Genomic DNA, 12,276 nt, shown 5'->3' with positions numbered 1-12,276 from the left:
GGCGGGTGCACTGAGGGGCGGGGCCCGACGCGTCCCTGTCAGCGAACCTCACCGTGGAAGGCGCGCGCCTCTAGGGCCTCGACGACCTGCGGCGCGCGGGGATCACCCGCCTTGGCCGCCCGGCGGGCCCACTCCAGCGCCGTTTCCACGCCCGCCGCACCGTCATGGGCGGCGATCAGCTCGGCCAGGGTGCTCATGGCTTCACCGCTGCCGGCGGCCGTGGCCCTTTCCAGCCAAGCCCTGGCCTCCGCCACGGCGGCGTCCCGTTGTGCCGCATGCCCTTGGCTTCCATACCCCTGGGCCAGGAGCATGCGCGCCAGATTGACCTGCCCCGGTACATGCCCCTGTTCCGCCGCCCGGCGCGTCCAGACCAGGGCGGCGGCATCGTCTTGCGGCAAGCCGGCCCCGGTGGCATAGGCACGCCCCACCCGGAACTGGGCCGACGCACTGCCCTTCTCCGCCGCCTGGCTGTACAGGACCATGGCCTGCGCCTCGTCCTTTTCCAGGCCGTAGCCGTGATAGTGCAGGACACCCAGGTTGTAGAGGGCGTCGGCGTGGCCGGCGTCGGCCGCCATGCGGAAATACCGGGCGGACTTGGCATAGTCCTGGGGGACGCCCTCGCCGCCCAGGTGACAGATGCCCATACGGAACTGGGCCGGAACGAAGCCGCTGTCGGCCGCCTTGGTGAACCACCGCACCGCTTCGAACACGTCCTTGGGCAAACCACGCCCGCCGGCGTAGGCCAGCCCCAGCGCCATTTGCGCCCCAGCATGGTCGCGGTCGGCCGCTGCCTGATACCATTGCGCCGCCTCGATGTCGCTGGGAACGCGGGCCAGCCGCCCGGCGTGCAGGTCACCCAGCAACGCCATGGCCTCGACATCGCCCTTCACGGCGGCGCGACGCAGCCAAGTCTCCGCCGCCGCACTGTCCTGGGCAACGTTCTGGCCGCGCATGTACATGACGCCCAGCGACCGCTGGGCCCCCGCCACCTGCAGATCCGCCGCCTGCTTCAGGGTGGCCACGCCACGGTCCAAGTCCTGGGGCGTGCCTTCGCCCAGCATATAGGCCATGGCCAGGTAATAGATCGCGGTGGGATTGCCGACGGCCGCCGCCTCTTCATACAGGCGCACGGCGGCGGCGGCGTCCGGCTCCCCCAGATCGCCGCTGGAGAGGATCATGGCCAGGCCCACCTTGGCCGCGTGGCTGCCAGCGTCGGCAGCGCGGCGGTACCACTCGGCGGCCTGCACCGGGTCGCCTTCCGACCCGCTGCGCCGCGACAGCAGCCAACCCAACAGCACTTGGGCCTCGACGTGGCCCTGGATCGCGGCCTTCTCCGCCCACAGGCGCGCCCGGGTGACGTCCACCGGCAGATGGAAGGTGCTGCCGGTGTCACCATCCGCCGGTGCGCGGCCAATTCCGTTGGCGTACAGGGCACCCAGGCGCGCCTGGGAGTCGGCGTCGCCCGCCCCTGCAGCGGCCGTGATCCAGCGGACCGCCGCCGCTGGGTCGGGCAGGACGCCGCGCCCCTGCATCAGCGCATCCGCCAGCCCCCGCATCCCCTCGATTGAACCCGCCCGGGCCGCGGCCGCCAACGCCCGCGCCGCGCCGACGTCATCGCCGCGGGCGGCCAGGCGACGGGCCATGGCCAGGGACCAATCGGCGGATGACCGTCCGATCCGCCATGTGGCTGCCCGATCTATCAGCGTCGAAAAGCCGACCATGACCCGCCGCGTGCCGCAGTAGTGATCCCCCAGATGCCATTTGAATGGATGCCGATCAAGGCTCGCGCATCCCCTCGGACGCCTGACGCAGCACCGTTTCCATCAGGTACATCAGGATGGTGCGGCGCCCCACCATGATGTCGGCGCTGAGGGGCATACCCGGGACCAGGTGCACGCCGTCCTTGCCGACATTGTAGAGCTTGACCTCGGTGATTTCGATCCGTCCCCGGAAGAATCGCCGCGTGGTCGGCTGGCCGTTATCCTGGCGGGTGAAGCTGTCGTCGCTGACGCTGCGCAGGATGCCTTTGGCCGTGCCATGCTCGACGAAGCGATAGGCGTCGAGCTTGATCTCAACCTTATCGCCCAGCTTGACGTGGCCCTGGTCGGCACCGTCCAGGTCGACTTCCGCCTCCAGGGGCGCGTTGGCCGGCACCAGGGTCACCAGCATGTCGCCGGTCTTGGCGACGGAACCTACGGAAATGTCGCCCACGGACAGGATGGAACCGTCCTCGATGGCGCGCATCTCCACCAAATCGTTGCGGCGTTCCGCTTTGGACAGGTCGTCCCTAGCCTTCTGCAGGTCCGTCCGCTTGCTCGACAGATCCTGGGCCAGGTCCGCCTGCCACTGGTGCAGGAAGGAGTCCCGCTCCGATCTCAAGGCCTCCAGGTCGTGCGACGCCGACCGCGCCTGCTGTTCGGCGCTGGCCAGGTTGCGCATCATCTCGGTGCGGCTGTCCTGCGCCAGCAGGGTGTTCAAGCGGCTGCCGTATTCCTTCTTTTCCAGCTTGGCGCGCATGTCCTCGATCTCCGAGGTCACCGCCACGCGGGACTTGAAGTACTCCATGTCCCGCTGGCTGCGCACCATGGTGGACTGGGCTGACTCGATCTTCTGGTCATAGTTCGCAAGCTTGGCCTTGTACTCCGCCTGGCGCGACCGCCAGACGGACAGCTGCAAGGCGGCCTGCGTGGTCGGCTCCGCCCCGGGATCGTAGACCCCCTTGGCCTGCTCCGCCTCCAGGCGGGCGACCTCGGCCGTCAGCGACGCCACCTGGTCGCGCAGCTGAGAGGCGTCGGCGGACGCGAAGGTCGGGTCCAGCGTCACCAGCAGGTCGCCCTTCTTCACCTCCTGCCCCGGCCGCACCATGATGGACCGGACAACGGAGGTGTCCAGCGGCTGCACCACGATGCTGGGCGTGCGCGACACCACCTTACCGGGGGCCGTCACCACCTCATCCAGCTTCACCACGGAAATCAGGATCAGGGCGACGGCCACCATGGCCGACAGGGTGTACAGCGTGCTGCGCACCGGCTTGGGATATGGGGCGCCCACGACCGCGGCGATCTCCGACTGGAAGTCGTTGATCGCCTGGGCGACGACGGCGTCACTCCCGCGGGGCGTCGGGACCAGAGAGCGCGCGCTCATTGGGAACTCCGGAAGATTGATGGCGATTCTGCTGGAACCAGAGGTGGCGATAGATATCGCACCGCTGGAGCAATTCTTCATGGGTGCCGACGTCGTAGACCCGTCCGCGCTCCATCACCACGATCATATCGCAATCCACCAGCGAGGTCAGGCGATGGGAGATGACCACCATCGTCCGGCCTTCGGAGATACGCTGCAGGTTGCTGTTGATGATGGCTTCGCTGTCCGGATCCAGGGCGCTGGTCGCCTCGTCCAGGATCAGGATGGGCGGATCGACCAGCAGGGCGCGGGCGATGGCGATGCGCTGGCGCTGGCCACCGGAGATATTGGTCGACCCCTCGGCCAGGAAGGTGTCGTAGCCGCGCGGCAGGCGCTCGATGAACTCCTCGGCGCCGGCCATGCGGGCGGCCTCGATGATCTCCTCGAACGAGGCGTCGGCCCGGGCGGCACCGATGTTTTCACGCACACTGCCGCTGAACAGGAAGTTGTCCTGCAGCACGACGCCCAGGTTGGAACGCAAGTGGCTGATGTCCATCTGCCGCAAATCGACGCCGTCGATCTTGATCAGCCCATCGTAATCCTGGTGTAGGCCCTGTAGCAGGCGGGTTACGGTGGTCTTGCCCGAGCCGCTGCGCCCCATCACGCCGACCACACTGCCCCGCGGGATGTCGACGGTGACGCGGTCCAGCGCCTTGTTCTGGGCGCCGGGGTAGCGGAAGCTGACATCCTCGAAGCTGATGTGCCCATGGAACCGGGGGCGCAGGCCGTGGTCCGACCGCAGCTCTTCCGGCGGGATGTTGACGATGGAGGCGACCTGCGTCACGGCGCCGCGCACTTCCTGCACCTGCTGCAGCATGCCGGCGATCTGGACCAACGGCTGGGTGGCGCGGCTGGCCAGCATGGTGAACGCCACCAGCGATCCAGCCAGAGCCGCCTGGTTGGATGACAGCGCCATGTAGCAGCCCAGCAGCAGGGTGCCGGAATAGGTCAGCTTCTCCAGCGGCTGCAGGATGGTCTGGGGCTGGTTGGCGATCAGCGCCAAGTTGCGATGGGCCTTCACCGCCTGGGCGCCCCGCATGTCCCACCCGCGCCGCTTGCTGCCTTCCAGCGCCAGCGACTTGATCGTCCGCATGCCGTGGATGCTTTCGATCATGAAAGAGTTCTTGCGGGTCTCCGCCTCCACCACCTTGCCGTGGTAACGGCCAATCACCGGCATGTACAGCAGGACGACCAGGAACATGACGCAGGCGATGCCCAGCACCCAGAGGCTCAGGATCGCGTTCATGAAGAACATGGCCGGGATGATGATGATCAGGGTCAACGTGTCCAGCGCGGTGCCGAACAGCTGGCCGGTCAGGAAGTTGCGCACACGCCAGATTTCGTTCAGGCGGTGGTTGATGAGGCCCGTGGACAGGCCTTCGAACACCTCGATGGGCAAGCCCAGCAGGCGGTCATAGACGAAAGCGGTCAGGCGGCCGTCGATGCGGGCGGTGCCCTCCGCCACCAGGTAGCGGCGCAGCCACCCGAAGACGGTGTCGAAAAGGATCACGAACCCCACGCCGACGGCCAGGACCACCATGGTGGACATGCGTTGGTGCACCAGGACGCGGTCGACCACGACCATGTAGACCAGCGGCGGCACCAGGGCGAAAAAGCTCATGATCAGCGCGGCCAAGCCCACGTCGCGGAAGATGCGGCGCTCCCGCAGCACTTCACCCATCAGCCAACCGAGCCCGAACAGGCCCCGCTCCTCCGCCTCGGTATTCTTCGGCTTCAACAGGACGACGTCGCCGGCCCAGATCTCATCCAGCGCGATCTCGTCCAGCGGACGGATTTGGTTGGCCTGGCCCGGCTCGCGAACATAGATGATGGGCGGGGAAACGCTGGGCGACACGCCGGTCAGCACCAGGGCCGTCCCATCCTTCAGGCACAGGATGGCGGGGACCGCCCGGCCCAACCGCATCAGCTGCCGCCAGTTCATGCGGACGGCCCGGGCCTGGAAGCCCTTTTCGTCGGCGGCATGCACCAGGACGGCGCGCTTGACCTCGCCTTCCCCCTCGGCATAGGTCCGGACCAATTGCTCCCGCGAGAGATGGACGCCGTGGTGCTGCGCCACAAGCAGCAATGCGGTGAGCATCGTGTGGTCCACGATGGCCCCGTTCATGGTCGATGAATCTGCGCTCACGTCATCCGCCGTACAGAACCCCATTATGCCGGCCTGTTCCCCTTTCGGGCAGGGGCCGACCCCCTTTGCGCGCGACCTTAGCGCACTCATAAAAGAAACGGCAAATTCTACATATGCCTTGTCCGGATTTTCTGCCTCGTTAACGCGTCATTTAAATGAAACGACGAATTAAATTCCTGCCGGCGCAGGACATCCGAACCGCGCCAGGGCCTGGCGCCAGGCGGGAACAGCCTGGGTGCGGGCGTCGAATCGCGCCCTCACCGTCTCCCTCGCCCTTTGCCGCAGGGGTGCCAGCGCCGGCCCGCGATCCAGCGCCTCCACCACCCGGCTGGCCAGCATGCCCGTGTCGAAGAACGGGAACAGCAGCCCGTTCACCCCATCCCGCACCACCTCCGCCACCGGCGGCGTGTCGGAGGCCACCAGCAAGGCGCCGCAGGCCATGGCCTCCAGCATCGACCAGGACAACACGAAGGGATAGGTGAGATAGACGTGCGCGCTGGACAAGCGCATCAGGTCCAAAAATCGGCCGTGGTCCACCGGCCCCAGGAAATGCACACGGCTCGATTCCAGCGCCGGCCCCACCTCCGCCAGCAGGTGCTCGCGCCAAGAGCCCCCGCCCGCGGGGGGCGGACCATAGCTGACGCCATCGCCGCCGGCCACCACCACCCGGGCCCGGGGCCGCCGCCTCAGGATTTCCGGCAGCGCGCGCATGAAGACGTGGAAGCCGCGGTAAGGTTCCAGGTCCCGCGCCACGTAGGTCACTACCTCGTCCCCCTGCGTGAGGACCGTGCCGTCGGGCAGGGCGAGGGCCGGCACCGGTCCGGGACAGGCCAGGTCGGTGTCTATTCCCTCATGCATGACCTGCAGGCGGTCGCGGAAGGCGACCGGATGAAGCGAGCGCTGCCATTCGGTCGGGCAGACGCCCAAATCCGCGGCCTCCAGCCCCAGCAGGTTGACGACGTTCAGCGTGCGCACACGGGCGAGATCGTCGAGGGTGACAGGGAAGAGCGGGTCGAAACCCACGTCCGCCCCTCGGCTATGATAGTAAAACTCAAAGTAACCAACCAGCGGAACGTCCGGCCACAAGTCTTTCAGATAAAGCGTATCGCCGAAACCGCAATGGCCGATGATCAAATCGGGCCGATATCCTTGCTGCGCCATTCCCACGGCATCCCGCAGCGCGCACTGACCGCGGATGACATGGTCCGCGGCGCTCAACAGATAAGGATGGGTGCCGGCGGCCACGGCCGGCATGTCGCGATAAAGCTGCGGGGTCAGCCCCGGCAGCAGCCACTCCTCCCGCTGTCCCAGTCCGCGCACCTCGACCCGTGGATCGGCCAGCAATGACAAGGCCAATGGGCGGAACTGGCCGGGAAAGTCCTTATGCAGCAGTAAAACCCGAAACATGCCTGTGCGCTTCCCATCATCCCGGCCGCCAGCACCCCCCGGCCCGTCGCGCATTCTCATGGATGATCGCCGGACTTGTCCACGCCGATCGGGTCCACGCCGATTGGGTCACGCCCATCCGCCGCAGACGGGCGCTGGACAAATCCGCCGGCCCTCGGGCACAACCGGACGGACAGCCCCTGCCACGCCATAAGGCGGGGGGCCGCATTGCAGAACGGAAACATTTCGCATGGATATCCGCTGGCCCTCCGCCGACGCCCCGACTATCGCGGCCCCCTGCCCGGTCTGTGGCGACGCCGGCCCCCATGCGCCAACCCTGACCGTTCCCTGGGGAGGGCCGCACGACCCGGACTGGGTGCTGCTGTGCTGCCGGCGGTGCACCGTCCGTTTCTCCACGGACCGGACGGTGGGCGACTACAGCCACGACACCGGCATCTTCATCGCCGCCACGGACCTGTACCTGGAAATGGGCGCGGGCTTGGACGTGATGCTGGAGCCCATGGGCTGGCTGAAGCCGGGTGAAGGCCGCCTGCTGGACATCGGCGCCAACATCGGCTTCATCAGCGACTATGTCGAGGTGGCGCTGGGTTGGAAAGCCAAGGGCTACGACCCCTCCCGCGCGTCGGAGCTGGGCCGCCAATGGCTGGGCCTGGACATCATCCCGGACTATTTCACCGAAGACACGCCCCTGCCCGTCACCTATGACGTGGTGGCCGCGTTCGAATTGCTGGAGCATGTGCCGAACCCGGTTCCCTTGCTGAAAACGCTCAGCCGGGGCCTGAACGACACGGGCATCCTGGTCCTGACCACGCCGGATGGTGGGGTGCTGAAGCCGGAAACGCCGGCCTCCATGATGTGGCCGATCATCAGCCCCGGCTCGCACATGACCCTGTTCACCGTCGCCTCGATGGAAACGGCACTGCGGGCGGCAGGCTTCACCCATGTCAGCGTGGCGCCCGTCGCCGGCATCCTGCGCATCCACGCCTCGCGCGTGCCGCTGCCCGCGGGGGTCAGGGACGGCTGCGACCGCGCCCTGCTGCGCGAATACCTGCGCCGGCGCCTGACGCCTGAGCGCCTGCCCAAGTACGACCGGCTGGAGAACGGCTTCCGCTACCGCCTGTTCAAGGAACTGGTCAACTTCGGCTTCCCCGAGGAGGCGCAGGAGGTGTTCAAGCGGATGGTGGAGCAGGTCCGCGCCCGCTTCGGCATCGACCTGGATGACCCGGAAAGCCTGGTGGTGCCGCCCAACCCGGTGGACCTTGAGGAATTCACCCGGCGTGAGCCCGGCAACCTGATGACCTCGCTGCATTTCAAGTCCATCCTGGTCAACAACGCCGACAATGATGCCGCCCGGTCGGCTTGCTACGCCGCCGCGGCTGTCTTGGCGGGTGTGACGCTGCGCCGGGTACTGCAGCGCCTCAGCATGGATAATGGCGAGGCCGGCACCGCCATCCCCGCCGCCTTGCGCCTGGCCCTGCAAAACCTGGCGGTGCAGGGCGCGGACATCCGGCCCCTGCTGACCCTGGTGGAAGCGACGGACTCCACCACCGGCTTCATGCTGACCCCCACGGACCGGGACGCGCTGCGCGCCGACCTGAAGGCCACCCTGGCCACCCTGGGCATGCGGCAGGCGGAGACCCTGGACCAGCCGGTCGCGGTGTTGCCGGGCGACGATTGCGTCACCCGCCTGATCAACCTGGCCCGCCCCGCCGCCTACCAGGCGGCAAGGCAGACGGCCATCGACACCATCGGCAGCAATCGTAAGCCGGCCAAGGTCCTGGCCCTGCTGGACCAGGCGGTGAACGACCCGCTGCTGCGCGATTGGCCGGACACGGTCACCTTGTGCGCCAAGGTGGCCCTGATCCGCCTGGTGCGCCTGCGGGCCCATCGCCTGGCGGCCCGCGTCTACGAGCGCTGGGGCGACCCGTCCTGGCATGAGGACGCGCCCGTGGCCGCCGCCCTGGCCCTGATGGCGGAATCCCGCTACCCGCTACCCATCCGGCTGTATCGCCGGCTCCGGCAGCGGCTGGCCGCCTGAGGTCAGAGGGGCGGCCACAATTCCGCCGGGCGGCGGGTGAACCAGCGCCGGCCGGCCAGGATGAACCCGTCGAGGATGCGGCGGGCAATGCTCCGCCGTGTGGGGACCCGGTGCATCGCCGGCCTCCTGATGGAACAAGGGTTGGTTATGGCAACCCGGCTGGCCCGGGGCGCGACCCAGGCCAGCCTTAGACCGATTAGAAGCCGGATAGCACCAGTTTGCCCCGGGCCGTGCCGCTTTCGACCACGGCATGGGCCCGGCGCAGGTTGGCGGCACTGACGCCCCCCAAATCCTGGGTCATCGTGGTGCGCAGCACACCCGCATCCACCAGGCGCGAGACCTCGCGCAGCAGCTCATGCTGGGCGATCATGTCCGGCGTCTGGAACATGGAGCGGGTGTACATGAACTCCCAATGCAGGGAGATGCTCTTGCGCTTCAGCAGGGTGATGTCCACCGGCTGAGCGGGATCATCGATCAGGGCCAGCTTGCCCTGCGGCGCCATCAGGGCGGCGATGGCGGGGAAGTGCTGCTCCGTCGCCGTCAGGCTCATGACATGGGTGGCGCCGCCGGGCGCGATAGCGCGCACCTGGGGTTCCAGCGGCTGGCGGTGGTCGATAACGTGATGGGCGCCCATGGCCAGGCTCCACGCCCGCGTTTCAGGCCGCGAGGCGGTGGCGATGACGGTCAGGCCGGTCAGCTCGCGCGCCAGCTGGGTGGCGATGGAGCCGACGCCGCCGGCACCGCCCACGATCAGCAGCACGCCGGCCGTGCCGTCATTCCCGGCGCCGGCCGGCAGCCGCGCCACGCCCATGCGGTCGAACAGCATTTCCCAGGCGGTGATGCTGGTCAGCGGCAGGGCCGCGGCCTCCGCCATCGTCAGGCTGGCGGGCTTCGGACCCACCAGGCGCTCATCCACCAGATGGAATTCGGCGTTGGTGCCGGGGCGCTCCAGAGCGCCGGCGTAGAACACGGTGTCACCGGCCTTGAACAGAGTCACCTCCGGACCGATCGCGACCACCGTGCCCACGGCGTCCCAGCCCAGGATGCGCGCGGTGCCCTCCACCGGGGCGGCGTTGCGGCGGACCTTGGTATCCACGGGGTTGACCGAGACGGCCTCCACCCGCACCAGCAGGTCCCGGCCGGTGGCCACGGGGATGGGAAGCTCCAGATCCACCAGGCTGTCGGCCTGGTCGATGGCTTGGTTCTGATAGTAACCGACGGCTTTCATGATGAGTGACCTTGTTGGCCAAGGGGTTGGGAACGATGCCGCCGTTAGTGGCGGCCTGCACATCCCGAAGGTCGCCTATTCTCTTCTGATCATCAATTGACAGAACCAAAGACACGCTATTCATTTATGAATAGACATCGATGGGAGAGGTCCGGTGGATTGGGACGATCTGCGGTATTTCCTGGCCATCGCCCGGCACGGCACCCTGTCGGGCGCCGCCCGCCAACTGGGCGTCAGCCAGCCCACGGTGGGGCGACGGCTGGAAGCGTTGGAAGCCCGGCTGGGCACCCGCCTGTTCCAGCGCACGCCGACCGGCTATGTCCCGACCGAAGCGGGCACCGGCCTGGTGGCCGGGGCGGAGCGCATGGAAACTGAGGCGCTGGCGGCGGAACGGGCCGCCACCGGCCTGGACGTGGGGCTGGAGGGCGCGGTGCGCGCCACGTCCCCGGAATGGGTGGGACAGTGGCTGTTGGGGCCCCATCTGGCACGTTTCCACGACGCCCACCCCGGCATCACGGTGGAGCTGGTGACCGACGCCCGGCTGTACAGCCTGACCCGGCGGGAAGCGGACGTCGCCTTCCGCTTCCACCGCTTCGACCAGAACGAGATCGCGCAGCGCCGGGTGGCCATGGTGGGCTTCGGCCTTTATGCGGCACCGGCGTATCTCGCGCGGCACGGCACGCCGGATTTCGCCCGGGGGGCCGCCGGCCACAGCCTGATCCTGATGAACGAAAGCTTCGGCGGCTTGGGCGACCTGCCCTGGCTGCTGGCCCTGGCGCATGACGCGCGGCACGCCCTTCGGACCAACAGCCGCGACCTGCAGGCCGTGGCCTGCGCCGGCGGCGCGGGGCTGGCCGCCCTGCCCCATGTCATGGCCCAGGCACGTGGACTGGTGGCCGTGGATACGCCGAGCCCCGCCCCGCCGCGCGAAATCTGGGCCGGCGTACATCGCGACGCCCAACGCACGCCGCGTATCCGCGCGTTCCTCGATCACATGGCGCAGGCGATGGGCCGCTAGGCTTCAGTCGTCCCGGTCCGCCGGGCCCAGATTGGCCGCCAGGCCGGCGCGCAGCTCATCCACCTGGGTCTTCAGTGCCTTCAGGCCGTCCAGGTTGAGCCCGGTGGCGCAGAGGATGGCCTCCTGCACCGTACCCAGGTGATCCCGCAATGCGCGGCCAGCCCCGGTCAGGGTGACGCGCACCAGGCGCTCGTTCTGCGGGTCACGCTGACGGCTGACAAGGCCCGCCGCCTCCAGCCGCTTCAGCAAGGGCGTCAAGGTGCCGGAATCCAAATCCAGCTGTTCGCCGATGGCCTTCACCGTCAGCCCGTCCCCGGACCACAGCACCAGCATCACCAGGTACTGGGGATAGGTCAGGCCCAGCCGGTCCAGCAGCGGCTTATAGGTGCGGTTGAACAGGTGGGCGGCGGAATAGATGCTGAAGCACAACTGGTTGCTCAGCAAGGCTGCCTGGTCGGATGAGCCCTTGCCGGCCCCGATGCCCCCCATACCTTGATGCGTGGTGTCCTGGTGGTCTTGGGCCATGATGACGCCCTCACTAGTCCAGCGGCGCCCAGGGAAATGGGCGCCTGATCTGCGGCAGGCTAACATCCCATCACGAATTGCGCGCAATCGATTTGCGCATAGCCATCATGCCAACTGACGAATTGTGCGCAATTCGTTATCGCGCAATTCTCATCTCACCGGCGCCGATGACCCAGCCGAAGCGCGGCGGGACCAGCCCCAAAAGTTAACCCAACCAGTTGAAACTACGGAGATGATCATGCCCATCCTCTACACCACTTCCGCTACCGCCACTGGTGGCCGTGAGGGCCAGGCCAAGTCCGTCGACGGCATCCTGGATGTCAAGCTGACCACGCCCAAGGAATTGGGCGGCGCTGGCGGCAACGGCACCAATCCTGAGCAGCTGTTCGCCGCCGGTTATTCCGCCTGCTTCCTGGGCGCCCTGAAGTTCGTGGCCGGCAAGGCCAAGGTGAAGGTGCCGGAGAACGCCACCGTCAGCGCCCAGGTGGGCATCGGCCCGCGTGAGGACGGCACCGGCTTCGGCCTGGACGTGGCCTTGACCATCACGCTGCCGGGCATCGACGCCGAAACCGCCAACAGCCTGGTGCAGCAGGCCCACATCGTGTGCCCCTACTCCCACGCCACCCGCGGCAACCTGGACGTTCGCCTGAACGTCGCCTAAGGGGACTTCAAGGCGGCGGCCCCCTCCCGGCGCCTTGAAGGAAAGGCCGGCGTCGCCTGATCGCGATGCC

General features: G+C 67.8%; 9 protein-coding genes. 3 read left to right on the top strand and 6 right to left on the bottom strand.

The window, feature by feature from the left end; genetic code table 11:
• Window positions 1-38: 38 nt before the first annotated feature.
• The 4 genes from Y958_RS23355 to Y958_RS23340 all read right to left on the bottom strand — a co-directional run bounded on the left by Y958_RS23355 (window position 39) and on the right by Y958_RS23340 (window position 6,736).
• A complete protein-coding gene (locus Y958_RS23355) occupies window positions 39-1,643 on the bottom strand; it encodes a tetratricopeptide repeat protein (protein ID WP_186291576.1) in 1,605 nt (534 codons plus the stop codon).
• A 133-nt stretch (window positions 1,644-1,776) separates the two neighbouring features.
• Window positions 1,777-3,144 (bottom strand): HlyD family type I secretion periplasmic adaptor subunit, encoded by a 1,368-nt coding sequence (locus Y958_RS23350; protein ID WP_244909664.1) that lies wholly within the window; start codon window positions 3,142-3,144, stop codon window positions 1,777-1,779.
• A complete protein-coding gene (locus Y958_RS23345) occupies window positions 3,104-5,308 on the bottom strand; it encodes a peptidase domain-containing ABC transporter (RefSeq protein WP_244909663.1) in 2,205 nt (734 codons plus the stop codon). The genes Y958_RS23350 and Y958_RS23345 overlap by 41 nt, the downstream gene beginning before the upstream one ends.
• 189 nt (window positions 5,309-5,497) lie before the next feature.
• Window positions 5,498-6,736: a glycosyltransferase gene (locus Y958_RS23340; RefSeq protein WP_088874358.1), complete on the bottom strand. Its 1,239-nt coding sequence runs from the start codon at window positions 6,734-6,736 to the stop codon at window positions 5,498-5,500.
• Between the two features lie 229 nt (window positions 6,737-6,965).
• On the opposite strand from Y958_RS23340, the gene Y958_RS23335 reads away from it, so the two are divergent.
• Window positions 6,966-8,774 carry a class I SAM-dependent methyltransferase gene (locus Y958_RS23335; protein WP_088874357.1) on the top strand — a complete coding sequence of 603 codons (1,809 nt, stop codon included), beginning with the start codon at window positions 6,966-6,968 and terminating at the stop codon, window positions 8,772-8,774.
• Between the two features lie 196 nt (window positions 8,775-8,970).
• Here Y958_RS23335 and Y958_RS23330 read toward each other — a convergent pair whose 3' ends face one another.
• Window positions 8,971-10,002 (bottom strand): zinc-binding alcohol dehydrogenase family protein, encoded by a 1,032-nt coding sequence (locus Y958_RS23330; protein WP_088874356.1) that lies wholly within the window; start codon window positions 10,000-10,002, stop codon window positions 8,971-8,973.
• A 154-nt stretch (window positions 10,003-10,156) separates the two neighbouring features.
• Between Y958_RS23330 and Y958_RS23325 the strand changes: the two genes are divergently transcribed.
• Window positions 10,157-11,020: a LysR family transcriptional regulator gene (locus tag Y958_RS23325; RefSeq protein WP_088874355.1), complete on the top strand. Its 864-nt coding sequence runs from the start codon at window positions 10,157-10,159 to the stop codon at window positions 11,018-11,020.
• A gap of 3 nt (window positions 11,021-11,023) precedes the next feature.
• Here the strand turns inward: Y958_RS23325 and Y958_RS23320 are convergent, their stop codons facing one another.
• Window positions 11,024-11,545 carry a MarR family winged helix-turn-helix transcriptional regulator gene (locus Y958_RS23320; protein WP_425600692.1) on the bottom strand — a complete coding sequence of 174 codons (522 nt, stop codon included), beginning with the start codon at window positions 11,543-11,545 and terminating at the stop codon, window positions 11,024-11,026.
• Between the two features lie 238 nt (window positions 11,546-11,783).
• Between Y958_RS23320 and Y958_RS23315 the strand changes: the two genes are divergently transcribed.
• Window positions 11,784-12,206 carry an organic hydroperoxide resistance protein gene (locus Y958_RS23315; RefSeq protein WP_088875190.1) on the top strand — a complete coding sequence of 141 codons (423 nt, stop codon included), beginning with the start codon at window positions 11,784-11,786 and terminating at the stop codon, window positions 12,204-12,206.
• Window positions 12,207-12,276 lie beyond the last annotated feature (70 nt).

The sequence above is a fragment of the Nitrospirillum viridazoti CBAmc genome, from assembly GCF_000730165.1.
GTDB lineage: Bacteria > Pseudomonadota > Alphaproteobacteria > Azospirillales > Azospirillaceae > Nitrospirillum > Nitrospirillum viridazoti.
Note: the sequence above shows the minus strand (reverse complement) of the source record. Positions and strands in the feature narration are given on the sequence as shown.